This is a genomic window from Delftia sp. 11MD (assembly GCF_050907895.1).
GTDB lineage: Bacteria > Pseudomonadota > Gammaproteobacteria > Burkholderiales > Burkholderiaceae_C > Comamonas > Comamonas tsuruhatensis.
Window position 1 is genome coordinate 600,048 of the sequence record NZ_CP194333.1, and the last position, 22,901, is coordinate 622,948.

At 67.8% G+C, this 22,901-nt stretch carries 19 protein-coding genes; 9 read left to right on the forward strand and 10 right to left on the reverse strand.

Annotated features, from left to right (window positions below):
• The first annotated feature begins 4 nt into the window (after nt 1-4).
• The 7 genes from paaI to ACRSCF_RS02770 all read left to right on the forward strand — a co-directional run bounded on the left by paaI (nt 5) and on the right by ACRSCF_RS02770 (nt 7,398).
• On the forward strand, nt 5-472 hold the full coding sequence (gene paaI / locus ACRSCF_RS02740) for a hydroxyphenylacetyl-CoA thioesterase PaaI (protein WP_034368708.1): 468 nt from the start codon (nt 5-7) through the stop codon (nt 470-472).
• 12 nt (nt 473-484) lie between these two features.
• Nucleotides 485-1,789 carry a phenylacetate--CoA ligase PaaK gene (gene paaK / locus ACRSCF_RS02745; RefSeq protein WP_212646619.1) on the forward strand — a complete coding sequence of 435 codons (1,305 nt, stop codon included), beginning with the start codon at nt 485-487 and terminating at the stop codon, nt 1,787-1,789.
• Between the two features lie 17 nt (nt 1,790-1,806).
• Entirely contained in the window at nt 1,807-2,466 is a 660-nt protein-coding gene (locus ACRSCF_RS02750; RefSeq protein WP_016449263.1) for a TetR/AcrR family transcriptional regulator, read from the forward strand.
• A gap of 36 nt (nt 2,467-2,502) precedes the next feature.
• Nucleotides 2,503-3,654 carry an ABC transporter substrate-binding protein gene (locus tag ACRSCF_RS02755; RefSeq protein ID WP_016454722.1) on the forward strand — a complete coding sequence of 384 codons (1,152 nt, stop codon included), beginning with the start codon at nt 2,503-2,505 and terminating at the stop codon, nt 3,652-3,654.
• A gap of 83 nt (nt 3,655-3,737) precedes the next feature.
• The gene (locus tag ACRSCF_RS02760) at nt 3,738-4,766 is read left to right on the forward strand and encodes a branched-chain amino acid ABC transporter permease (protein ID WP_012202505.1); all 1,029 of its coding nucleotides are present in this window, start codon (nt 3,738-3,740) and stop codon (nt 4,764-4,766) included.
• Nucleotides 4,763-6,655: a branched-chain amino acid ABC transporter ATP-binding protein/permease gene (locus ACRSCF_RS02765; protein WP_244387751.1), complete on the forward strand. Its 1,893-nt coding sequence runs from the start codon at nt 4,763-4,765 to the stop codon at nt 6,653-6,655. Before ACRSCF_RS02760 ends, ACRSCF_RS02765 begins: the two co-directional genes overlap by 4 nt.
• Nucleotides 6,652-7,398 carry an ABC transporter ATP-binding protein gene (locus ACRSCF_RS02770; protein ID WP_034368442.1) on the forward strand — a complete coding sequence of 249 codons (747 nt, stop codon included), beginning with the start codon at nt 6,652-6,654 and terminating at the stop codon, nt 7,396-7,398. Before ACRSCF_RS02765 ends, ACRSCF_RS02770 begins: the two co-directional genes overlap by 4 nt.
• A gap of 100 nt (nt 7,399-7,498) precedes the next feature.
• Here ACRSCF_RS02770 and ACRSCF_RS02775 read toward each other — a convergent pair whose 3' ends face one another.
• The 5 genes from ACRSCF_RS02775 to ACRSCF_RS02795 all read right to left on the reverse strand — a co-directional run bounded on the left by ACRSCF_RS02775 (nt 7,499) and on the right by ACRSCF_RS02795 (nt 13,506).
• The gene (locus ACRSCF_RS02775; RefSeq protein WP_244387752.1) at nt 7,499-8,689 is read right to left on the reverse strand and encodes a hypothetical protein; all 1,191 of its coding nucleotides are present in this window, start codon (nt 8,687-8,689) and stop codon (nt 7,499-7,501) included.
• Between the two features lie 651 nt (nt 8,690-9,340).
• A complete protein-coding gene (locus ACRSCF_RS02780) occupies nt 9,341-10,312 on the reverse strand; it encodes a Bug family tripartite tricarboxylate transporter substrate binding protein (RefSeq protein WP_034368445.1) in 972 nt (323 codons plus the stop codon).
• 104 nt (nt 10,313-10,416) lie between these two features.
• On the reverse strand, nt 10,417-10,683 hold the full coding sequence (locus ACRSCF_RS02785) for a DUF2783 domain-containing protein (RefSeq protein WP_013800326.1): 267 nt from the start codon (nt 10,681-10,683) through the stop codon (nt 10,417-10,419).
• A gap of 31 nt (nt 10,684-10,714) precedes the next feature.
• Nucleotides 10,715-12,406 (reverse strand): FAD-dependent oxidoreductase, encoded by a 1,692-nt coding sequence (locus tag ACRSCF_RS02790; RefSeq protein WP_034368449.1) that lies wholly within the window; start codon nt 12,404-12,406, stop codon nt 10,715-10,717.
• 134 nt (nt 12,407-12,540) lie between these two features.
• Nucleotides 12,541-13,506, reverse strand: a complete 966-nt coding sequence (locus tag ACRSCF_RS02795; protein ID WP_016449270.1) for an MBL fold metallo-hydrolase — start codon at nt 13,504-13,506, stop codon at nt 12,541-12,543.
• Between the two features lie 149 nt (nt 13,507-13,655).
• Here ACRSCF_RS02795 and ACRSCF_RS02800 point away from each other — a divergent pair, with 149 nt between their 5' ends.
• On the forward strand, nt 13,656-14,474 hold the full coding sequence (locus ACRSCF_RS02800) for an IclR family transcriptional regulator (protein WP_016449271.1): 819 nt from the start codon (nt 13,656-13,658) through the stop codon (nt 14,472-14,474).
• A 42-nt stretch (nt 14,475-14,516) separates the two neighbouring features.
• On the opposite strand, the gene ACRSCF_RS02805 is transcribed toward ACRSCF_RS02800, so the two are convergent.
• Complete coding sequence (locus tag ACRSCF_RS02805; protein WP_017406066.1) at nt 14,517-16,349, reverse strand: methyl-accepting chemotaxis protein; 1,833 nt, start codon at nt 16,347-16,349, stop codon at nt 14,517-14,519.
• A gap of 307 nt (nt 16,350-16,656) precedes the next feature.
• Here ACRSCF_RS02805 and ACRSCF_RS02810 point away from each other — a divergent pair, with 307 nt between their 5' ends.
• Complete coding sequence (locus ACRSCF_RS02810) at nt 16,657-17,490, forward strand: GNAT family N-acetyltransferase (protein WP_034368458.1); 834 nt, start codon at nt 16,657-16,659, stop codon at nt 17,488-17,490.
• Nucleotides 17,491-17,744: 254 nt separating this feature from the next.
• On the opposite strand, the gene ACRSCF_RS02815 is transcribed toward ACRSCF_RS02810, so the two are convergent.
• The 4 genes from ACRSCF_RS02815 to ACRSCF_RS02830 all read right to left on the reverse strand — a co-directional run bounded on the left by ACRSCF_RS02815 (nt 17,745) and on the right by ACRSCF_RS02830 (nt 22,743).
• Nucleotides 17,745-18,212 (reverse strand): CoA-binding protein, encoded by a 468-nt coding sequence (locus ACRSCF_RS02815; RefSeq protein ID WP_016454716.1) that lies wholly within the window; start codon nt 18,210-18,212, stop codon nt 17,745-17,747.
• A 28-nt stretch (nt 18,213-18,240) separates the two neighbouring features.
• Nucleotides 18,241-19,512, reverse strand: a complete 1,272-nt coding sequence (nhaA, locus tag ACRSCF_RS02820) for a Na+/H+ antiporter NhaA (protein WP_244387753.1) — start codon at nt 19,510-19,512, stop codon at nt 18,241-18,243.
• Between the two features lie 235 nt (nt 19,513-19,747).
• Complete coding sequence (locus ACRSCF_RS02825; protein ID WP_016449276.1) at nt 19,748-20,281, reverse strand: hypothetical protein; 534 nt, start codon at nt 20,279-20,281, stop codon at nt 19,748-19,750.
• 191 nt (nt 20,282-20,472) lie between these two features.
• Nucleotides 20,473-22,743, reverse strand: a complete 2,271-nt coding sequence (locus ACRSCF_RS02830) for a protein-disulfide reductase DsbD family protein (protein ID WP_244387754.1) — start codon at nt 22,741-22,743, stop codon at nt 20,473-20,475.
• Between the last annotated feature and the right edge of the window lie 158 nt (nt 22,744-22,901).

Sequence of the window (22,901 nt, forward strand, 5' to 3'; positions counted from 1 at the left end):
CGCCATGCAAGACAACCACACCCCGGGCGAGGCCGCCCAGCGACTGGCCGAGCAGGTGCGCGACGGCATGCTGGCGCGCGACCGCGCCGCGCAAGGACTGGGCCTGCGCATCACCGAGATCGCGCCCGGCACGGCGCGCATGGAGATGGCCGTGCGCAACGACATGCTCAATGGCTTCGACATCTGCCACGGCGGCTTCATCACGGCGCTGGCCGACACGGCCTTTGCCTATGCCTGCAATGCGCGCAACGAGATGACGGTGGCCTCGGGCCTGAGCGTGGACTTCGTCGCGCCCGGCCGGCCCGGCGACGTGCTCACCGCGCAGGCCCGCGAAGTCTCGCGCGCAGGCCGCACCGGCGTCTATGACGTGCAGGTCACCAACCAGCGCCAGGAAGTGATCGCGCTGTTCCGTGGCCGCTCGCACAGCTTCAAGGGCCGGCCCACCGTGCCCGGCCTGAACCAGCCCGTCTGAAAGGGCCCAGCCATGCCTGTCCAGCGCCCCGCCCCCGGCGAACTCGATCCCATCGAAACCGCCAGCCGCGACGAGATCGCCTCGCTGCAGCTGCTGCGCCTGCGCTGGTCGCTGCAGCATGCCTACGACCATGTGCCGCATTACCGCCGCGCCTTCGACGAGAAGGGCGTTCATCCGTCCGACCTGCGCACGCTGTCCGACCTGGCCCGCTTTCCCTTCACCACCAAGAAGGACCTGCGCGAGAACTACCCGTTCGGCATGTTCGCCGTGCCGCGCCAGAAGGTGGCGCGCGTGCATGCCTCCTCGGGCACCACGGGCAAGCCCACGGTCGTGGGCTACACGTTGAATGACATCGACAACTGGGCGAACCTGGTGGCGCGCTCCATCCGCGCGGCGGGCGGGCGGCCCGGCGACATGGTGCATGTGGCCTACGGCTACGGCCTGTTCACGGGCGGCCTGGGCGCCCACTACGGAGCCGAGCGCGCGGGCTGCACCGTGGTGCCCATGTCGGGCGGGCAGACCGAAAAGCAGGTGCAGCTGATCCAGGACTTCCGCCCCGACATCATCATGGTCACGCCCAGCTACATGCAGGTGATCGTGGAGGAGATGCAGCGCCAGGGGATGGACCCGCGCGAGAGCTCGCTCAAGATCGGCATCTTCGGCGCCGAGCCCTGGACCGAGGCCATGCGCCGCGAGATCGAGGGCAAGGCGGGGCTGGATGCCGTGGACATCTACGGCCTGTCCGAAGTCATGGGCCCGGGCGTGGCCAGCGAATGCGTGGAAAGCAAGGACGGGCCGGTGATCTGGGAAGACCATTTCTATCCCGAGATCATCGACCCGGACACGGGCGAGGTGCTGCCCGACGGCAGCGAGGGCGAGCTGGTCTTCACGTCGCTGTCCAAGGAAGCCATGCCCATCATTCGTTACCGCACGCGGGACCTGACGCGGCTGCTGGCGCCGACTTCGCGCAGCTTCCGGCGCATGGGCAAGATCGTGGGGCGCAGCGACGACATGCTCATCATCCGCGGCGTGAACCTGTTTCCCACGCAGATCGAGGAGATCGTGCTGCAGAACGCCCAGCTGTCGGGCCAGTACCAGCTGGTGGTCACGCGCGACGGCAACCTGGACCGGCTGGCCGTGCGCTGCGAGATGCAGCCGGGCACGCAGGGCGACACCGAGGCGCTGGCCCTGTGGGTGCAGCAGCGCATCAAGACCCTGGTCGGCGTGAGCGCCGAGGTCGAGGTGCTGCGGCCCGATTCCATAGAGCGCACCCTGGTGGGCAAGGCCCGCCGCGTGATCGACCACCGCAGCCGCTGAGCGCGCACAGGAGTCCCATGGCCCGAGGCCGATCTTCCGGATACGACGACCAGCGCGAACTGATCCTGGGCCATGCCGCCGCGCTGTTCGCGCGCAGCGGCTACCCCGGCACTTCGATGAACGAGGTGGCCCAGGCCTGCGGCCTGTCCAAGCCCACCATCTACCACTACTTCCGCGACAAGTACGCGCTGCTGGTGGACATCACCGACGGCCACATGACGCGGCTGCAGGCCCTGGTGGACGAGGTGCAGGCCATGGGCCTGCCGCCCGAGCCGCGGCTGCGCATGCTGATCGAGCGCTTCGTGCAGGAGTACGCCCATGCCCGCCATGCCCACCGCGTGCTGACCGAGGACGTGCGCTTCCTGCAGGACGAGGACCGCCAGCGCGTGGTGGGCAAGGAGCGCGCTGTGGTCGAGGCCTTTGCCCAGGCGGTGGCCCAGCTGCGGCCGGACGCCGACGGCGCGGGCCTGTCCAAGGCGCTGGCCATGCTGCTGTTCGGGATGATGAACTGGATGTTCACCTGGCTGCGGCCCGACGGAACGCTGGACCACGAGGCCATGGCCCCTGTGGTGGCCGACCTGTTCCTCGGAGGCTTGCCTGCCGTGCAGACCCCAGGCAAACCCGTGCATCAAACCGCTGGCAAAAAAATAGTTACCACGGTAAATTGTGGCGCCTGACGGCACCGCGCCCCATCCAACACAAAGGAGACAGACATGAAGCGCATGACAAAACTGGGCCTGCTGGCCGCAACCCTGGCCACGGTCTGGGGCTCGGCCCTGGCCGACATCAACGTGGGCGTGGTGGTCTCGGCCACCGGGCCGGCCGCGTCGCTGGGCATTCCCGAAAAGAACACGGTGGCGCTGATGCCGCGCACGGTGGCGGGCCAGAAGGTCAACTACATCATCCTGGACGACGCCTCCGACACCACGGCGGCCGTGGCCAACACGCGCAAGCTGATCAGCGAGAGCAAGGTCGACGTGATCCTGGGCTCCAGCATCACGCCCAACTCCCTGGCCATGGTGGACGTGGTCTCCGAGGCCAAGACGCCCATGATCACGCTGGCGGCCTCGGCCAAGATCGTCGAGCCCGTGGATGCCAAGAAGTTCTGGGTCTTCAAGACGCCCCAGCACGACGCCATGATGGCCGCCGCCATCGGCGAGCACATGGCCAAGGCCGGCATCAAGACCGTGGGCTACATCGGCTTCAACGACGCCTACGGTGAAAGCTGGCTGCAGGAATTCCGCAAGGTGGCCGAGGCCAAGGGCCTCAAGCTCACCGCCACCGAGGCCTATTCGCGCAGCGACACCTCGGTCACGGGCCAGACGCTCAAGCTCATGGCAGCCAAGCCCGATGCGGTGCTGATCGCCGGCTCGGGCACGCCGGCCGCACTGCCGCAGAAGTCGCTCAAGGAGCGCGGCTACCAGGGCAAGATCTACCAGACCCACGGCGTGGCCAATGCCGACTTCCTGCGCGTGGGCGGCAAGGATGTGGAAGGCACGCTGCTGCCCGCCGGCCCCGTGCTGGTGGCCCACCAGCTGCCCGACAGCAATCCGGTCAAGAAGTCCGCCGTCTCCTATGTGGAGGCCTACGAGGCCGCCAACGGCAAGGGCACGGCTTCGACCTTTGGCGCGCATTCCTGGGATGCGGGCCGCGTGCTCGAAGCGGCGATTCCCGCCGCGCTCAAGAAGGCCCAGCCCGGCACGGCCGAGTTCCGCGCCGCGCTGCGCGATGCGCTGGAGCAGACCAAGGACGTGGCCGGCGCCCACGGCATCTTCAACATGACGCCCACCGACCACCTGGGCCTGGACCAGCGCGCGGCCGTCATGGTCAAGATCGAGAACGGTACCTGGAAGTACCAGCCCTGAACCTGCAGGTCTGAGGCCGCAGCGGCTGCCGCGCCTGGTGGCGGCCGCTGTGGCGCTTGGCCGCGTCTGCTCGAAAGTCGATCATGGATCTGCAAATCGCCCTGCTGCTGGGGCAGGACGGCATCGTCAACGGCGCCGTCTACGGCCTGATGGCGCTGGCCCTGGTGCTGGTGTTCTCGGTCACCCGCATCATCTTCATCCCGCAGGGGGAGTTCGTCGCCTTCGGCGCGCTCACCCTGGCCATGATGCAGGCCGGACGCGTGCCCACCACGCTGTGGCTGCTGCTGGCCCTGGCCGCCGCCGTGCTGGTGGTGGACCTGCTGCGCTGGCGCGCGGGCAGCCAGGTGAGCTGGCCCGCCACCTTCCTGTGGTGCCTGGCGCTGCCGGCCATTGCCGTGGCCCTGGCCTGGGGGCTGCGCCCGTCCTCGCTGATGCTGCAGGCGCTGGCCACCCTGGTGCTGATCACGCCCATGGGGCCGCTGCTGTACCGCCTGGCCTACCGGCCGCTGGCCCATGCCTCGGTGCTGATGCTGCTCATCGTCTCGGTGGCCATGCACGGCGTGCTGGTCGGCCTGGGGCTGCTGTTCTTCGGGGCCGAAGGCTCGCGCACCCCCGCGTTTTCCGAGGCGCAGCTGCGCCTGGGCGACATCACGATCTCGGGCCAGTCCCTGGTGGTGGTGGGCGTGACCCTGGTGCTGGTGGCCCTGCTGTTCGTGTTCTTCGAGCGCTCCATGATCGGCAAGGCGCTGCGCGCCACGGCCATCAACCGCGTGGGTGCACGCCTCATGGGCATTCCCACGGCCATGGCCGGCGACGTGAGCTTTGCGCTGGCCGCGCTGATCGGCGCCATCTCGGGCCTGCTGATCGCGCCGCTGACCACGGTGTACTACGACACCGGCTTTCTGATCGGCCTCAAGGGCTTCGTGGCCGCCATCGTGGGCGGGCTGGCCAGCTACCCGCTGGCCCTGGCCGGCGCGCTGCTGGTCGGGCTGCTGGAGGCCTTCTCGTCGTTCTGGGCCAGTGCCTACAAGGAGGTGCTGGTGTTCACGCTGATCATCCCGGTGCTGTGGTGGCGATCGCGCAATAGCCACCATGTGGAGGAAGAAGAATGAGCGCCCCCGTTTCCTCGCAGGCCGCAGCGCCTGCCAAGGCCGCCTCGGGCGGCATCAGCACGCGCGTGCTCACGGTGGCCGCCATTGCGCTGCTGGCCGCGTCCTGGGGCTTTCTGCCTGATTTCACCGTCGTCATCCTCAGCTACATCGGCCTGTTCGCCATGGTGGCGGCAGGCCTGGTGATGCTGACCGGCGTGGGCGGCATGACCTCGTTCGGCCAGGCGGCCTTCGTGGGCATCGGCGCCTATGCCACGGCCTGGGTGTGCACGGCACCGGCCTCGGTGGCCGCGCTGGGCGGGCTGGTGGGCGCGGCGGGCCTGCCCTGGGTGGGCCTGGCGCTGGGCCTGCTCATCACCTTCGTCGTGGCCTGGCTGCTGGGCGCGGTCACGGTCAAGCTGCAGGGCCACTACCTGCCGCTGTGCACCATCGCCTGGGGGCTGAGCCTGTACTACCTGTTCGGCAACATGGAATTCCTGGGCGGGCAGACCGGCATCACGGGCATTGCGCCGCTGGTGATCGGCGGCGTCTCGCTGGCCTCGCCGCGCGCCATGGGCGTGGTGATCTGGGCCGTGCTGCTGGTGGCGCTGTGGCTGCTGCACAACCTGCTGGACTCGCGCGAGGGCCGGGCCATCCGCGCGCTGCGCGGCGGCCGCGTCATGGCCGAGTCCATGGGCATCGACACGGCGCACTACCGCGTCAAGCTCTTCGTGCTGGCGGCCCTGCTGGCCACGCTGTCGGGCTGGCTCTACGCCCACATGCAGCGCTTCGTGAGCCCGGCGCCCTTCAACCTCAACGTGGGCATCGAGTACCTGTTCATGGCCGTGGTCGGCGGCGCCGGCCACCTGTGGGGCGCGGTGCTGGGCGCCACGCTGATCACGCTGATCAAGCAAAAGCTGCAGGACATATTGCCGGCCCTGCTGGGCACCAGCGGCAACTTCGAGGTCATCGTCTTCGGCCTGCTGATGGTGCTGGTGCTGCAGCGCTTTGCAGAAGGCCTGTGGCCCACGCTGCAGGCGCTCACGGCACGCTGGGTGCGCCGGCCCGTGTCCGATCTGAAGCTGGCGGACGCGGCGCCGCTGGCGCAGCGCGCGCTGCCTGCGGCGGGCCAGGTGCTGCTGGCGGCCGAGCATGTGACCAAGCGCTTCGGCGGCCTGGTGGCCAACAACGATGTGGCCATGACGCTCAAGGCCGGCGAGGTGCATGCGCTGATCGGTCCCAACGGCGCGGGCAAGAGCACTTTCTTCAACATGGTCTCGGGCGTGGACTCGCCCACCGAGGGTCAGGTGCGCTTCATGGACCAGGCCATGAACGATGCGCCCTCGCGCCGCTTTGCCGCCCTGGGCCTGGGCCGCACCTTCCAGCATGTGCGCCTGCTGGGCCAGCGCAGCGTGCTGGAGAACGTGGCCGTGGGCGCGCACCGGCGCGCGCACCGGGGCTGGCTGGCCTCCATGCTGCGCCTGGACCGGGCCGAGGAGGCCTCGGTACTGGCCGAGGCGCGCCGCCAGATCGAGCGCTGCGGCCTGGGCGCCTTCGCCGATGTGCCGGCCGCCTCGCTGGCCCTGGGCCAGCAGCGCATCGTGGAGATCGCACGCGCCCTGGCCGGACAGCCCGCGGCCCTGCTGCTGGACGAGCCGGCCGCCGGCCTGCGCCACCTGGAAAAACAGGCCCTGGCCGACCTGCTGCGCCAGCTGCGCGCCGAGGGGCTGGGCATTCTCGTCGTGGAGCACGACATGGAGTTCGTCATGAATCTTGCGGACCGCATCACGGTGCTGGAGTTCGGCACCGTGATCGCCGAAGGCACGCCGGCCCAGATCCAGGTCAACCAGCGCGTGCTGGATGCCTACCTGGGCGGCGACGACGACGACGAGGCAACCGGAGAGACGGCATGAGCGACACCCTTTTGCAGCTCAAGGGCCTGAGCGTGTCCTACGGTCCCGTGGAGGCCGTGCACCAGGTGGATCTGGATGTGCGCAGTGGCGAGATCGTCACCGTCATCGGCCCCAACGGCGCGGGCAAGACCACGCTGTTGTCGGCCGCCATGGGCCTGCTGCCCTCGCGCGGCGAGATCCATCTGGACGGCAAGCGCATCGCACGCCCCGGCGTCGAGGTCATGGTGGCCAACGGCGTGGCCCTGGTGCCCGAAAAGCGCGAGCTGTTCGGCGAGATGTCGGTGGAGGACAACCTGCTGCTGGGCGGCTTCTCGCGCTGGCGCCGGGGCCTGCGCGACCAGACGCAGCGCATGGACGAGGTCTTTGCCATCTTCCCGCGCCTGAGGGAGCGGCGCCCGCAGATGGCCTCCACCCTGTCGGGCGGCGAGCGCCAGATGCTGGCCATCGGCCGCGCGCTGATGGCACGCCCGCGCCTGCTGCTGCTGGACGAGCCCTCGCTGGGCCTGGCGCCGCTGATCGTGCGCGAGGTGCTGCAGGTCGTGGCCGGCCTGCGCGACCACGGCGTCTCGGTGCTGCTGGTCGAGCAGAACGCGCGCGCCGCCCTCAAGGTGGCCGACCGTGCCTACGTGCTGGAGATGGGCGCCGTGGCCCTCAGCGGCGCGGCCAGGGAGCTGCTGCATGACCGGCGCATCATCGATACCTATCTGGGGATGGGGCGCAGTGCGGAGGCGGTGGCCGCATAAGTGAGTGGAGTGAGCGCTGTTGTCTGGTTCTGGTGACTGTGGTTGTGGTCGTGACATACAGGCATGCCGCCAAGTCATCCAATTCAATCCACCGCCAGCATCAGCGCTTCATCTCATCCAGATAATCCTGCCTTGCCTTGTTGATGCTTTGGGCGACGCTGTTGCCTGGATAGTCTTTGATGTATCCCGAAATATAAAACAAGTATCTTTTGCGGGCGATGGGGTCTATGTGGTTCAAGAATTTTTCGTCCCGAAATGCGGACTGCAGCGCCAGCATTTCCCTGGGGTCAGCCATCCTTGTTTGAATGAGATTTTCAAGCGTTTTATGAAAAATCGCTTCGTCAGGAGCATACGCCTTGAGGGATTTCAGCCAATCCTCATATCTGAAGACATCTGAAAATCCCAGTTCATGGATACCACCACCCAATTCCGGTTTGGCGCCGTTTACCATGTCGAAAATGGCATTCCTCTCGGCAGCGGAGATGCTGTTGGGCAGTTCAAGGTTGCTGCCTAGATTGCCCAGCAGTACATCACGGCCATATTTATTTCCTGATTCCAGAACTTCCTTGATGATACTTGCAGGGGCATCCGCCGAGATTGAAAGCATATGGGCCAATTCGCCGTAATACTCGTTTGCGGTCAGGGTTTTATCGTCGAAGGAATTTTTCAGACGAGCACGAGTGTCAGGGAAATTTCCCTCCCTGGAGTAGCTGAAAACTGCTTGTTTCTTTTTTTCGAGAAGTTCCTCCATGCTGATCGATGCAGTGCCTTGCGCCGTTGAGGATGGCGCCCTGTGTTCGCTTGCCAGCATACCCGTCTGCGGATTGATGGGCTCCGATGAGTTGGTATCTAGGTAGACATATAAGCCTATTGCCGAGGCAGTGGTGATCAAGACTGCCACTAATATGATCATATTATTGTTCGAAGACATATCTACCAATTTCTTTGTTGAAGGTTTGCATGCACATTGGCCGGAGCAATGATTCTGTTCCACGCGATTTGATAGCTCGTTTGTCATCGCAATACGCTGCCTGAAATTTCCTTGCCATGCCGGGAGATTTTTCCAGAGATTGGGCTTTTGAGATGATTTTCCCTTGCGATTTATACTTTGCAATCCCGAATTGCTCTTGAAAAATTCTAAGAAAACGCAGAATTTGAAGTGAGAAGGGTGTTTTAATTTTTCTCTGTTATTTTCTGGGCAAGGTGTATTGGAAGTTTTTTGGGGGATGTATGGAATACGGCTGAATCTGAAAATGAGGACGCAGCCTATAAGAATATTCTGATATTTCACAGGATTTGCTCGGATAAATCCGTGAGTGGCTTATGAACGCTGCCTTGGCAAGAGCACCGCCACAGGTAGGCAAATGCACGCCCTGGTTGACAGGGAGGTGTGTGAAAAGGAGGGTTGTCGCCCGTTATCTGATGGGGACGGATTTCCGGAGCCTGGGCGAGAGGGCGAGTTGTGGAAGTCGTCAATGCCACGCGCTGGTGTATGCGCTCGGCCGTCTAATTTGGAAATGGTCCATGGGCTGAACCCTAGGCACATCTGTCAATCCATGGCAAGACCGAAACAGGTTGCGGTTCCCAAAGGCGCACCGGAGACGCCATTCGACCTGAGATCCAGGTAGAGGACCGCTGCCTATGACCATGAACGCCATGCGCTGGTGATCCGAAGGCTTGGGAACCAGGGGCGGGCCGGGCGGTCCTGCGCCCGCAAGCTTGGAAAGGCAAAGGCTTGCCAGGTAGAGCCGTCTGGGAGGTGTGGTGGATTTGCTGAACGGGGCTTTGCCACTGTGGATGTCTTGCCTGGAGCGCACGGGAATTCCCAGCAAGGCGGCATCTGTCCCCTGGATTTGCTGGAAGTGCCGACCATCGGCGCAAGGGCCTGCTGAGGTCGGGCACTTTCATGGAGTCATCGCCGCTCGGGGCGGCGAGGGCTCGCTCAGTCCAGCTTGATGTTGTTGGTCGCGATCACCCGGCCCCACTTGCCGCGCTCGGCGCGCACGAACTGGTCCATCTGCTCGGCGCTGCCGGGCATGGGCTCCACGCCCATGGCGGCCAGGCGTGCCTTGGTGCGGGTGTCGGCCAGGGCCTGCTGCAGCGACTGGCTGAACTTCTTGACCACCTCGGCCGAGCTGCCCGTGGGCACGACGATGCCCTGCCAGGCATAGCCCTCGAAACCTTTCAGACCCTGCTCCTGCAGCGTGGCGACCTGGGGCAGCACGTCCACGCGGGCGGGGCTGGCCACGCCGATGGCCTTGAGCTTTTTCTCGCTCAGGAAGGGAATGATGGTGGCGCTGTCGGCCCACATGGCGGGAATCTGGCCGCCGACCACGTCCTGCACGGCAGGGGCTGCTCCGCGGTAGGGCACATGGGTCATGTTGGTGAGGCCCGCCTGCTCCCGGAACAGCTCGCCCACCAGGTGGTGGGGGCTGCCCAGGCCGGCCGAGCCCCAGCTCACGCCGGTCTTTTGCTGTTTGGCCCAGGCCAGGAATTCGGCGAGGTTGGTGGCGGGCACCTCGTTGTTGACCACCAGCAGCATGGGAAAGCGCACCAGCATGCCCACGGGCTTGAAGTCGCGCTCGGCGTTGTAGTTGAGCTTGCTGAACAGGAAGGGGTTGGCCGCCAGCGTGGCGAAGTCGGCCGTGAACATGAGGTTGCCGTGGTCGCGCGAGCGGGCGCTGTACTCGGCCGCGATGTTGGTGCCCGCGCCGGGCTTGTTGTTGATGACGATGACCCGCTCCATGTTGCGGCCCATGGCTTCGGCGATGACGCGGGCGACCACGTCCGAGCCGCCGCCGGCCGCATAGCCCACGACCCATTCCAAGGGCTTGTCCTGTGCCAGGGCGGCAGGCCCTGCGGCCAGGGCCAGGCCCGAGCAGGCCAGTGCGGCCAGAAACTGCTTGCGTTGCATCCTTGTCTCCATGTTGTATGCGGCGCCCTTGTGAGATGTCCAAGGTGTGAGGCGGGCGCCTTTGTGGGGATGGCAGGCCGCCGCGCGGGCGGCGGCGCGCGGCTTCAGGCGGCCGCGTGCACCGGGGCGACCGGTGTCACGGCGCCGCGCTCGGCCGGGTCCGCGCCGGCAGGCGCAAGTCCTGCGCTGGCGCGGGCCAGTTCGAGCGCATGCAGCAAGGTGCCCTGGTGGCCGATGTGGTTGGCCAGCAGCAGCACGAGGCGGGCATTGAGGGCATGGCTTTGCGCGGTGTCGAGCCCCTGGTGGGTGGCGATCAGGGCTTCGTAGAAATCGTCGCAGGCCTGCAGGTTGGGGTGGGTGGACAGCAGCATGGCGGTCTCCTGTGGACGGGGCGTAAGAGGTTCAGGCCGTGGCGGCGGCGCCGCAGGCTCTTTGGAGAGCGGCGCGCACGCCGGCCTCGTCGGGGCGGCGCCAGCGCGCGCAGACATGCTGGTCGGGCCGCAGCAGGTAGCTGGTGCCGGGGCGCGCATCGAGGCGTCTGGCCGCCAGGCCGCGCGCATCGATGAGGTCGGCGTCAGGTGCATGGGCCTCGCCCTCTGTCGCGATGGACAGGTTGAGCACGCCGGGCAGCGCCTGCGCCCAGGCCGGCGTGGGGCCGAAGTGCAGCAGCGTGAAGTCCGGTCCCAGTGCGCGCAGCAGCCAGGCCGTGCCGTCCACGCCGGGCCGGCGCATGGGCGCATCGGCCAGCACGGCGCCGGGCAGCTGCGTTCCGTCGAAGGTGTCGGTGTCGGGCGTGTTGAGCGCCGAGCCATGCAGCGTGGCCGGCACGGACAGCCGCCCGCTGTTGACGATGCGGCGCGCGAATTCATGGTCGCGCGCCAGGTCCAGCACGGCGTCGCGGAACAGGCGGCTGATCTCGCTCTTGGGCGTGATGAAGTCGGTGGCGCGCGTGGAGTTGCGGATGTTCTCGTCGGCCGCGTATTCGCGCTCGGCGCCATAGGTGGCGATCAGCGAGGCATCGGCCTGGCCGCGCAGCACGCGGTCCAGCTTCCAGGCCAGGTTCTCGGCATCCTGCACGCCGCTGTTGGCGCCGCGTGCGCCAAACGGCGAGACGCCGTGGGCGCTGTCGCCCGCAAAGACCACGCGGCCATGGACGAAGCGGTCCATGCGCAGGCAGGCGAAGGTGTAGACGCTGGCCCATTCCAGCTCGAAGGGCGCGTCCTTGCCCAGCAGGGCGCGGATGCGGGGAATGATGTTCTCGGGCTTTTTCTCTTCCTCGGGATCGGCGTCCCAGCCCAGCTGGAAGTCGATGCGCCAGACATCGTCGGGCTGGCGGTGCAGCAGCACGCTCTGGCCCGGGTGGAAGGGCGGGTCGAACCAGAACCAGCGCTCGGTGGGGAATTCGGCGTGCATCTTCACGTCGGCGATCAGGAAGCGGTCGCGGAAGATGCGGCCATGGCTTTCCTGGCCCAGCAGGCCGCGCAGCGGCGAGCGCGAGCCGTCGCAGGCCAGGACCCATTGCGCATCGATGCGGTAGCTGCCGTCGGGCGTCTCCACGGTCAGCAGCGCGCCCTCGGCCTGCGGCTCGAGCGCCGTGACCTTGCTGTGCCAGCGCAGGTCGATCAGCGGCAGCTGCAGGGCGCGCTCGACCAGGTAGGCCTCGGCGTAGTACTGCTGCAGGTTGATGAAGGCCGGGCGCTCGTGGCCGTCCTCGGGCAGCAGGTCGAAGCGGTACAGCGGCTGGTCCTTGAAGAAGACCTTGCCCAGGTTCCAGGACACGCCCTTGTCCACCATCGCCTGGCCCACGCCCAGGCGGTCCCAGATCTCCAGCGTGCGCTTGGAAAAGCAGATGGCGCGCGAGCCCGTGGACAGCCGGCAGTCGTTGTCCAGCAGCACCACGCGCTGGCCGCGCTGGGCCAGGTCGATGGCCAGCGACAGGCCCACGGGGCCGGCGCCGACGATGACCACGGGATGCCGGGCGGGCGTGTCCGCACCGGCGTCCTGGTCGGCATGGCGCTCGTAGGGGATGTGGATGGCCTGTATGTCTGCGCCGCTGCCGCGCAGCGCTTGCAGGGAGATGGCGGGGTGGGACATGGGGTTCGTCCTCTGTCGTGGGCGTATGAGAGAGAAAAGGCGCAGCCATCCCCGCCGGCATCAGGGAATGCCGGTGCGCGGGCGGGTGCGATGGGCAGGCGTGCCGGTGCTCAGGACCGGCACGCCGCCGTGGTTCAGCCTTCGAGCGCTTCCCACATCTGGCGGTCGCGCTCGGCGGTCCAGATGCGCGGGTCGGCATGGCCCGAGGCCTCGTCGTAGGCGCGGGTCACATCGAAGGGCATGCAGTGGTTGAAGATCACCCACTGGCCGTACTTGGGCTGCAGCTTGGCGAAGGCGGCCTCGTAGACCTTGCGCAGGTCCTGCTGGGCGTCGGCGCCGGCCTTGACCTCGGTCCACAGGTCGCTGATGAAGTCGCGCGTGCCGGCCAGGCCGGCCTGCACCTCGGCCGGCGTCTGCAGCGCGGCGCCCCGGCCGGGCACCAGCTTTTCGGGCTGCAGGGCGGCGATGGCGTCCAGCGTGTGCGGCCAGTCCTGGAAGTAGGCATCGCCCGCATAGGGCGTGGCGCCGAACTCCACCAGGTCGCCGCTGAACAGCACCTTGTCCTGGGGCAGCCAGACCACGGTGTCGCCCTTGGTGTGGCCGCGGCCCAGCTGCAGGATCTGCACTTCCAGCTTGCCCAGCCACAGCGTCATCTTGCCGGTGAAGGTCAGGGTGGGCCAGGTCATGCCGTCGGGCACGCTTTCCACGTTCTGGAACAGGCGCGGGAAGCGGCCGATCTCGCTGGCCTTGTCCTGCTCGCCGCGCTCCACGATGAGGTCAAAGGTGTCCTGGCTGGCAATGATGTGCTCGGCGCCTTCCGCGAAGAAGGCCGAGGCGCCCAGCACGCGCACCGCGTGGTAGTGCGACAGCGTGACGTACTTGATGGGCTTGTCGGTGATCTCGCGGATGCGGCGGATCACGTCCTGCGCCATGACGGGCGTGGCCTGGGTGTCGATCACCATCACGGCATCGTCGCCAATGATGATGCCGGTGTTGGGGTCGCCCTCGGCCGTGTAGGCGTAGGCGTGCTCGGAGAGCTTGTCGAAGCTGACCTGCTTGATTTCGAGGTCGGCGGCGGAGGCAAAGGTCTTGGTGGTCATGGGCATCCTGCTTTTGAAATGGACAAACGCATTTGTTTTTATCGAATGCCTGAATGCTAGGGAAAAATTCAACATTGAACAATTCGTTTGGCATAGTGAAAAACCCTCGGAGCCGCAAACTCCGGGTTCCAGCCTTCACAATGCCTGCCATGTCCGATGCCGCCTCTTCCCCGAACAGCCCCGTCTTCCTTCCTGACAGCAGCGATGACGAGCCCGCGCGCGGCCCGCGCGGCATCCAGAGCGTGGAAGTCGGCGGCCAGTTGCTCAAGGCACTGGCACGCACGGGCCGGCGCATGGCGCTCAAGGATCTGGCGCGCGAGGCCGAGATGACGGCGGCCAAGGCCCATCCCTACCTGGTGAGCTTTTGCAAACTGGGCCTGATGGAGCAGGACCGCGCCAGCGGCCACTACGGCCTGGGGCCGCTGGCCATACAGATGGGGCTGATCAGCCTGCAGCAGGCCGATCCCGTGCGCCTGGCGATTGCCGAGCTGCCCGCGCTGGCGCAGGAGGTGGGCAGCACGGTGTCGATTGCCATGTGGAGCGGCCAGGGGCCGACCATCATTCGCGTGGAAGAGGGGCCCACCCATGTCTATGTGGCCATGCGCCACGGCACGCCCGCATCGCTGCGCCACACGGCCACGGGCAAGATCTTTGCGGCCTTTGGCGAGCCCGGGCGCATTGCGCCCCTGCTGGACGCGGAAGGCCACAGCCTGGAAGAGCCCGCCTTTGCAAAGGAGCTGGCCGCCATCCGCGCCAGCCGCCTGAGCCGGGTCGAGAACCAGCTGCTGTCAGGCGTGAGCGCGCTGGCCGTGCCGGTGTTCGACGGCTTTGGCCAGTTGGTGCTGGCCATTGCCGCCATCGGCCCCTCGGCCACGCTGGACCTGGACCCCCAGGGCCGGCCGGCCCGGCTGCTGCAGGCCCAGGCGCGCAGCCTGTCCCAGCGCCTGGGAGCGCCGGCCCAGGCCTGAGCGCGCAGCCCCCGGTGGGGTTCAGTGGCGCTTGGTCAAGGCTCAGTGCGTGAGCAGCAACTGGTCCCGGGCAGGCGCACGCCCTTCCAGCGTGAAGCCGGCCACCGTGCGCGACAGGTGGTGGGCCTGCTCGTTGAGCACGGACGATGCGGCGGTGGACTCCTCCACCAGCGCGGCGTTCTGCTGCGTGGCGCGGTCCATGTCGGCCACGGCCTGGTTGATCTGGCCGATGCCCACGCTCTGCTCGGTCATGGCGCCGTTGATCTCGACAATGATCTGGGAGACGCGCTGGATGCCGTCCACGATCTCGCCCATGGTCTGGCCGGCCGCGCGCACGCGCTCCGTGCCCATGGCCACGCTGGCGCCGGAGGCGTCGATCAGGGTCTTGATCTCCTTGGCGGCCGCCGCGCTGCGGTGGGCCAGGCTGCGCACCTCCGAGGCCACCACGGCAAAGCCCCGGCCCTGCTCACCGGCGCGGGCGGCCTCGACGGCGGCATTGAGCGCCAGGATGTTGGTCTGGAAGGCGATGGCGTCGATGACGCCGATGATCTCGCCGATCTTGGACGAGGCCCGGGAGATGTCGTCCATGGTGCTCACGGCGCTGCCCACCACGTCGCCACCCTTGGTGGCCGAGCTGCTGGCCGACTGCGCCAGGCGCGTGGCCATGGCGGCCGCCTCGGCCGACTGGCGCACATTGGCCGTCAGCTGCGACAGCGAGGCCGAGGTCTCCTGCAGGCTGCTGGCCGAGGATTCGGTGCGGTTGGACAGGTCCAGGTTGCCCAGCTTGATCTCGTCGGTGGCGGTCTTCATGGACTCCACGCCGTTGCGCACATCCTTGAGCACGGTGCCGATCTGCTCGACGAAGCCGTTGAAAGACGAGGCGATCTGCGCCACTTCGTCATTGCCCGACACCGGCAGGCGCTGCGTCAGGTCGCCGCCGCCCGAGCCGATCTTGTCCATGGCGTCGCGCACCTGGGACAGGCGCCGGAAGGACTGGGCCGTCAGCGCCGCCGCCACGGCCGTGGCCAGGCAGGCCAGCAGCACGATGGCGATGGCCAGCGTCTTGAGCACGCTTTGCAGGCCGGTCGTGGCCTCGGCCTTGTCCAGCGCGACCACCAGCAGCCAGTCCGTGCCCTGCACCGGGCGGGCCTTGAGCAGCTTGGCGCTGCCGCCCAGGTTCACTTCCAGCGGCGCCGTGGCGCTGGCCAGCGCGGTCAGCGCGGCCGGCGTCAGCAGCTCGGAGATGTCGGAGGTGGGCTTGAGCAGCAGCTTGGCATCGGCATGCGCCAGCACCTGGCCGTCACGGCTGACCACGAAGCCCAGGCTGCCGGGCGTGGGGCGGATGGCGGAGACCACCTCGCGCACGCCCTCCAGCGGCACGGCGCCGCTGATCACGCCCTGCAGCGCGCCGCCGCGCAGCATGGGCGCCACGAAGGCCACATAGGGCACGCCCGTGGTGGAGTCGCCATAGGGCTTGGTCAGGGCCAGCTTGCCGGCCTGCACGGCGCTCTTGTACCAGGGGCGGGCCGTGGGGTCGTAGTCGGGCGGAGTGCTGGTGGTGGACTTGTAGGTCTTGTCTTCCCAGCCCACCGTGGTGATGGGAAAGCCGCTGGCCTGGCCCATGTGGGCGGCAAAGCCCTGCGGGTCGCCGTGCTCGATCACGGCGGCGGCGGCGCTGACGGCGCGTGCCTTGGAGGCCACCCACTGGTCGATGGCCATGGTGTTGCCGGCGGTGATGGCGTCCAGGTCCTGTTCAATGGTCTGGAAAGTGCTGCCGCGAACGATGTGGTACGTGGCAGCCCCCGTGATGGCAAGGGCGCCGACCACGGTGGCTGTGCTGATGGCAAGGATCTTGGAGCGAAGGGTCTGGAGCATGGCGCGGCAAGGGAAGACTGAGGACTCCGCAAGCCGCAATGGCCGGGCATGCGGCCCTGTCATTAACGCACAATTTGTTTCATTCTTGACGACATGCCAACCCTGTGGTTGCGTGCACCAACTTGCGCGCAACACCTGTCATAGAGGCATTTGCTGCAGTGCACCATTGCAGTGCGGTGTGACATGTTGCTGTAACGCAACCGTCGCGGGACTTTCATGGCCGCTTTCCACAATGGCGGCACGCAGGCAAACCGAGTGGCACAGGCAGGTCACCGACTGCGTCCAACATGACGAGGAAGGCGGGCATATGGACGTTCTGGACACCCTTCGCAACGCGGCGATCGACGTCGCCAAGCCCCCGCTTTCCGCGCTTCTCCAGCCACCCCAGGCCGCGGACAAACCGCTGCGGCTGGATGTGCGCTGGGCCCGCCATCTCGACGAGGTGCGCCAGGTGCAGCGCCTGCGCCACGCGGTGTTCGCCGCCGAGATGGGCGCCGTGCTGCAGACGCCGCTGGCCGGGCACGACATCGACGCCTTCGACGACTTCTGCGAGCACCTCATGGTCTGCGATGCCGACAAGGGCGTGGTCATCGGCACCTACCGCCTGCTCACGCCCACCCAGGCGCTGCGCGCCGGGGGCCTGTACTCCGACCAGGAATTCGACCTGGGCCCGCTCGCCGCCTGGCGCCCGCGCATGGTGGAGCTGGGCCGCAGCTGCGTGCACGCATCGCACCGCCAGGGCGGCGTGATCCTGGCGCTGTGGGGCGCGCTGGCCGAATTCATGCAGCGCAACCGGCTCGACGCCATGGTCGGCTGCGCCAGCATCCCCATGCAGTACCCGGGGCTGGCCCATGGCGAGGGCCCGGCGCGCGTCTGGCAGCAACTGCGCCAGACCCATCTGGCCGAGCCCGAGCTGCAGGTGCGTCCCCGCGTGGCCCTGCCCGAGGAGCTGGCATCCATCAGCACCAGCGGCATGAGCGTGGAGCCGCCTGCGCTGATCCAGGGCTACCTGCGCACGGGGGCCAAGGTGCTGGGCGCGCCGGCCTGGGACAGCGACTTCAACACGGCCGACCTGCCCATCATGATGCGCATGCAGGACCTGCCTTCGCGCTACCTGCGCCTGTTCACGCGGCGCGGCTGAGGCCGTCGCAGCGTTTTGGGGAAATTGGGAATTTTCGGAAAGAGAGGGCGGAGCCGGCTTCTTGTGCAATGGGCCGGACCGTGATGTGCATCACAGGGCTGTCACAAAGACCGTGCATGATGCTGGATGTGGGCTGAAGCAGACACCCGGACGGAGGCAGGTAACCTGCACCGGACTGACCGGGCCTTGGTCCACGCCAATTGCAGGCCGCAGCCTCTTCGGGGCTGCGGCCTTTTTCATGGGCAATTCCTGAGTTACCGGGCAGTGGGCGGGGCATCGGCCAGAAGGCGCTGGTGTTCGATCTTCACGCAGCGGTCCTGCACGGTCCACAGGCCCGCAGCGCGGGCCAGTTCCAGGGCCTTGTCGTTGACCACGCCCAATTGCAGCCATAGGCAGCGCGCGCCGACGGCAACGGCCTCGGCGGCCAGCGGCGGGATGTCCTCGCTCTTTCGGAAGCAATCGACCATGTCGATGCGCAGGCCCTGTGCGGCCAGCGCGGCCGCAGCGTCGGCCAGGCTGGCATGGACGGGCTCGCCCAGGATGCTTCCGCCTTCGCGTGCCACCACGGGGTTCACGGGAACGATGCGGTAGCCGTGGCGCTGCATGTACTGCGAGGCCTGGTGGCTGGGCCGCTCGGGCTGCGGCGACAGGCCGACCACGGCCAGGGTGCGGCACTGCACGAGGATGTCGCGCAGGCGGGAGTCTGTTGCTGTATCACTCATGCGCCGCAGTGTACGCAGCGCATGCGGATCAGGCCGGCTGCACTGTCGCGTCCGCAGCATGGCGCCGGCGCAGCACCATCCCCCAGCCCAGCCCCAGCACGGCGGCCGTGGCCGAGGCCAACAGCACGCCCAGCTTGGCGGCATTGAGCAGGGCCTCGCTGTCAAAGGCCAGCGTGGCGATGAAGATGGCCATGGTGAAGCCAATGCCTGCCAGCAGGCCTGCCAGCAGCGTGTCGCCCCAGCCCATGCCCGGCGGCAGCGCGCACAGCCGCAGGCGCACGGCCAGCCAGCAGCTGATCAGCACGCCCAGCGGCTTGCCCAGCACCAGGGCCAGGGCCACGCCCCACATCACGGCCGAGGTGCCCGCCGCATCGATGCCAGCGGTGCCCGCCCCCTGCAGCGGCACGCCGGCATTGGCCAGCGCAAACAGCGGCATCACGCCAAAGGCCACCCAGGGATGCAGGTCCGCCTGCACACGCTCCACGGGCGCGGCGCTTTCGCGGCCGGCCAGCGCATGCACGGGCGTCACCAGGCCCAGCACCACGCCGGCCAGCGTGGGATGGGCGCCGGTCTGCCAGATGCCCCACCAGAGCACGGCTCCCGGCAGCACATAGGCCCAGGCGCGGCGCACGCCCAGCGACTGCAGCAGGAACACGCCGGCCAGGCCAGCGGCGGCCACCAGCAGCTGGCTCCACTGCAGCCCGCCCGAATAGAACAGCGCAATGATGAGCACGGCCACCAGGTCGTCGATGATGGCCAGCGCCAACAGGAACACGCGCAGCGCGGGCGGCAGGCCCCGGCCCAGCAGGGCCAGCACGCCCATGGCAAAGGCGATGTCGGTGGCCGTGGGCACGGCCCAGCCATTGCGCAGCGGCGGTGCGGCATTGAAGGCCAGGAAGATCAGCGCCGGCGCCACCACGCCGCCCAGCGCGGCCATCACGGGCAGCAACGCCTGGCGCGGCTGGGCCAGTGCGCCGGAATGCATCTCGCGGCGTATCTCCATGCCGACCACGAGAAAGAACACGCTCATCAGCGCATCGTTGACCCAGAAATGCAGGGATTGCGACAGCTGCCACGGGCCCAGGCCCACGCTCAGCGGCGTGTGCCACAGCGCCTCGTAGGAGCCGGCCCAGCCGGAGTTCGCCCAGACCAGGGCGGCGGCAGCTGCCAGCAGCAGAACGATGCCGCCCGCAGCCTCGGCATGGGACCAGCGGGACAGGAAGGCGCCGACGCGATCGGCGAAAGACAGGAAAAGGGGCGTGCGCGGGCCGGACGGCCGCGGGGTCGTGTAGGTGTTCATGTGCAAAGCAGCAAAGGGGCCTTGCGGCCCCGGTGCGCAGGCGGCCCGACCTGCGCTATCAACACCTGTCCTGCCGCCCCATGCGGTCTGGACACCCAGCCGCCATTATAAAAGAAGCCCCCACGCCCCCTTTGCTGCGCAAGGTCCGCTGCCCCCGAGGGGGCCGCTTTTTGCCTTGGGGCGGCCCGGCGGCAAAAAATCGGCTGCCGGGACTCTTGCGCAAGACCCTGCGGATTCAGGGCCTGGGCGGTTCGTTGCGCGAGACGCATTCGGCCAGCAGCCCCAGCGAGGACAGCGCAATCATGAAGACCAGGAACACATAGGCCGCCGTAGCCACGCCCAGGCTCATGCTGAAGCCCCATTGCAGCACCGAGCAGGCCATGCCGGTCTGCGGATACATGGCCGTGCATTGCGATGCGGCCGGCATGTGCACGTACCAGGTGATGGCCACCAGCATGGCGCCCGCCACCATGGCGGCGTTGGCCCAGGGATGGGTCTGCGGGTGGTAGAGCGCATAGATCAGCGCCACGGGAACGGCCAGGCCCCAGGCGAACATCATCAGCCAGCTGAACACCGGCGAGACTGCCAGGATGGACTGCAGCCACTCCATCTTGGGCAATCCGTTGACGAAGCCCAGCAGATCCCACACAAAGGGCAGGACGATCCCCGCCACAGCCAGGCTGGCCAGTCCCAGCGCCAGCAGCAATCCCTTGCCGCGTGAACGATGGTGCACCCCCGAAGGGTGCGAATGGGTGATCAGTGCATGCATGGCCCACCTCCTGTGTCGTGCAGGGCGGGCAGTTGCCGCGCGGGCGGGTCCGGAGTCGGGCGGCAGCCGCGGCGCCTAGCGTTCGGATTGCGGTATTCCCCGGATGGATCCAGTCTAGGACGGCGTGCACTGCAACAGATGTAGGTCTTGCACCTACCCAAAATCGGGGTTTGTCCCAGGAGGGGGTGCCGTCAAAGCGCGGCCAGCGCCCCCAGCACCTCGCCCTTGGACAGCAGTTCGCTGAGCACCACCGGCGGCTTGCCCGGCGCATGCAGCACATAGACGGGCACGCCGCTGCGGCCCAGCTGCTGCAGCGCGGCGGTGATGGCCGGGTCGCGCCGCGTCCAGTCGGCGCGCAGCAGGGTCACGCCGTGCCTGTCGAAGGCGGCCAGCACCTCCTCATGGTTGAGCGTGGTGCGCTTGTTGACCTGGCAGGTCACGCACCAGGCGGCCGTGTAGTCCACGAACACGGGCTTGCCCGCCGCCTGCAGCTCGGCCACGCGGGCGGCCGACCAGGGCTGCCAGCGCTGGCCTGCAGCGGACGCCATGCCCGTGCCCTCCGCCTGGGCAGGTGTGGCGATCAGCGGTGCGGTGGTGGCCAGCAGCGCGCCCCCCAGCACCACGGCCAGCGTGGCCAGCACGGCGCGCGTGCGGCCCTTGAGCGTCAGCGTCCAGACCAGGGCGCTGAAGGCCAGCAGCAGGGCCAGCAGCGCGGTGGCGGCGTCGATGCCGCTCTGGTGCCCCAGCACCCAGACCAGCCAGACCACGGTGGCGAACATGGGAAAGGCCATGGCACGGCGGAAAGTGTCCATCCAGGCGCCAGGGCGTGGCAGCCAGCGCACTACGGCGGGAACGAAGCTGGCCAGCAGATAGGGCAGGGCCATGCCCAGGCCCAGGGCGGCGAACACCGTCAGCGCCTGCAGGGCCGGCATGTCGATGGCAAAGCCCAGCGAGGCGCCCATGAACGGCGCCGTGCAGGGCGAGGCAATGGCCACGGCCAGCACGCCGGACAGAAAGGCATCGGCCACCGGGTGGCGCGCATGCGCCGCAGCCCAACGCCCGGGCAGCATGGAGCCGAACTCGAACAGGCCTGCCAGGTTCAGGCCCAGCAGGGTGAACAGGGCTGCCAGCAGGGCCACGATGGCCGGCGACTGCAGCTGAAAGCCCCAGCCCAGCTGCTCGCCTGCCGCGCGCAGCGCCAGCAGCAGCCCGCCCAGGGCCAGGAAGGACAGGACCACCCCCGCCGTATAGGCCAGCCCGCCCAGGCGCTGGGCGCGGCGGTCCTGTCCATGGCGTGCAAAGCCCAGGATCTTGATGGCCAGCACCGGGAAGACGCAGGGCATGAGGTTGAGGATCAGTCCACCCACCAAGCCACCGAGCAAGGCCATCCACAGGCTGGTGGCGCTGGCAGCAGGCGCAGCGGCCTGGTTGGCCGCCAGGGCAGCGGCCAGTGCGGGCGAGACGCTGGCCATGGCGGCAGCTGTCCAGCGGCCCTCGACCGGGGCCTCGGCGCGCCAGGCCACGGGCTGGCCCTGCTCCAGCGCTGCGGCGCGCTCGGCGGGCGGCAGGGCCAGAACCACGGGCAGCTTGGCCGGAGTGTCGCCACGCATGTCGGACAGCGGCAGTTCGGCCACCCAGGCTGTGCCGTCCCAATGCTGCTGCCAGTCCTTGCCCAGTTCGGCCGCGTGGTGGAAGGTGTCGGAGGATTCGGGATAGAAGTCCAGCGTGCGGCCCTGCAGGGATTCAGGCAGCCCCTCGATGCGCAGCTGCACGCGCTCGGCGGGCGTCCTGCCTTCTGCTGCTGGCTGGCTGGCCGGCACCACCTTGGCCTGGGCCGGCGCGGACAGTGCCTGGGGCTTGAGCGCCCAGGCCTGGGTGAAGGCCTGACCCTGGCCTGCCGTGCTGCCCTGCACGGGCAGCTGCAGCTGGAAATCGCCTTCCTCGGGAATGCACTCCACGCGGCAGATCAGCCAGTTCGCATGCAGGCGCAGGTCCAGCATGCCGGACGCGGGCGGCTTGAAGTCGGCGGCCACCTGCACGGGCACGGGCAGCAGCACCTGGCCCTCATAGCCGTAGTTGAGCAGCGGGCCCACGCGCAGCGCCTCGGGCACGGGCCACTGGATCTCGCCCGCCGTCAGGCCCGCAGGCAGCTGCCAGTTCAGCTCGGTGGCCAGGCCGGAGTCACCGGCGTTCTTCCAGTAGGTATGCCATTCGGGCTGGTGGGTGATCAGCAGGCCCAGCCACAGTGTCTGGCCAGGCTGTACGCCTTCGGGCGCCTGGGCCACGAGTTCGGCGCGCACGCGCGGCGTGTCCACGGTCGCTGCCGCCCCGCTGCCGGTTTTCAGGCGGATCTGCGCGCCGGCCTGGAAGGCCAGCAGGCTGGATGCGGCCAGAAGGAAGGCAAGAAGCCAGAAGGCGAGGCGCTGGGGTGCGGTGTGGCGAGGAGGCGTTTGGAGTGGCATGGCGGACTATGGGAGCCCGGGGCGGGATCTTTGGTTCCCCTGGCTACAGGCGGCGATGGTAGCGGCCATGCGCCATGGAATCCTCTGTGCGTTGTTGCAAGACGATTGGCAAAAGATATCGTTGCATAGGCGCTTGGTATTGGACAGGCGATAGGTCC

Excerpts from the sequence above, each read along its gene's own strand:
- ACRSCF_RS02805 (WP_017406066.1), bottom strand. The coding sequence starts at position 16,349 with ATGCTCCAGACCCTTCGCTCCAAGATCCTTGCCATCAGCACAGCCACC.
- ACRSCF_RS02765 (WP_244387751.1), top strand. The coding sequence starts at position 4,763 with ATGAGCGCCCCCGTTTCCTCGCAGGCCGCAGCGCCTGCCAAGGCCGCC.
- ACRSCF_RS02830 (WP_244387754.1), bottom strand. The coding sequence starts at position 22,743 with ATGCCACTCCAAACGCCTCCTCGCCACACCGCACCCCAGCGCCTCGCC.
- ACRSCF_RS02790 (WP_034368449.1), bottom strand. The coding sequence starts at position 12,406 with ATGTCCCACCCCGCCATCTCCCTGCAAGCGCTGCGCGGCAGCGGCGCA.
- ACRSCF_RS02825 (WP_016449276.1), bottom strand. The coding sequence starts at position 20,281 with ATGCATGCACTGATCACCCATTCGCACCCTTCGGGGGTGCACCATCGT.
- ACRSCF_RS02795 (WP_016449270.1), bottom strand. The coding sequence starts at position 13,506 with ATGACCACCAAGACCTTTGCCTCCGCCGCCGACCTCGAAATCAAGCAG.
- ACRSCF_RS02785 (WP_013800326.1), bottom strand. The coding sequence starts at position 10,683 with ATGCTGCTGTCCACCCACCCCAACCTGCAGGCCTGCGACGATTTCTAC.
- ACRSCF_RS02770 (WP_034368442.1), top strand. The coding sequence starts at position 6,652 with ATGAGCGACACCCTTTTGCAGCTCAAGGGCCTGAGCGTGTCCTACGGT.
- nhaA (WP_244387753.1), bottom strand. The coding sequence starts at position 19,512 with ATGAACACCTACACGACCCCGCGGCCGTCCGGCCCGCGCACGCCCCTT.
- ACRSCF_RS02750 (WP_016449263.1), top strand. The coding sequence starts at position 1,807 with ATGGCCCGAGGCCGATCTTCCGGATACGACGACCAGCGCGAACTGATC.
- ACRSCF_RS02810 (WP_034368458.1), top strand. The coding sequence starts at position 16,657 with ATGGACGTTCTGGACACCCTTCGCAACGCGGCGATCGACGTCGCCAAG.
- ACRSCF_RS02815 (WP_016454716.1), bottom strand. The coding sequence starts at position 18,212 with ATGAGTGATACAGCAACAGACTCCCGCCTGCGCGACATCCTCGTGCAG.
- paaK (WP_212646619.1), top strand. The coding sequence starts at position 485 with ATGCCTGTCCAGCGCCCCGCCCCCGGCGAACTCGATCCCATCGAAACC.
- ACRSCF_RS02780 (WP_034368445.1), bottom strand. The coding sequence starts at position 10,312 with ATGCAACGCAAGCAGTTTCTGGCCGCACTGGCCTGCTCGGGCCTGGCC.
- ACRSCF_RS02800 (WP_016449271.1), top strand. The coding sequence starts at position 13,656 with ATGTCCGATGCCGCCTCTTCCCCGAACAGCCCCGTCTTCCTTCCTGAC.
- paaI (WP_034368708.1), top strand. The coding sequence starts at position 5 with ATGCAAGACAACCACACCCCGGGCGAGGCCGCCCAGCGACTGGCCGAG.
- ACRSCF_RS02755 (WP_016454722.1), top strand. The coding sequence starts at position 2,503 with ATGAAGCGCATGACAAAACTGGGCCTGCTGGCCGCAACCCTGGCCACG.
- ACRSCF_RS02760 (WP_012202505.1), top strand. The coding sequence starts at position 3,738 with ATGGATCTGCAAATCGCCCTGCTGCTGGGGCAGGACGGCATCGTCAAC.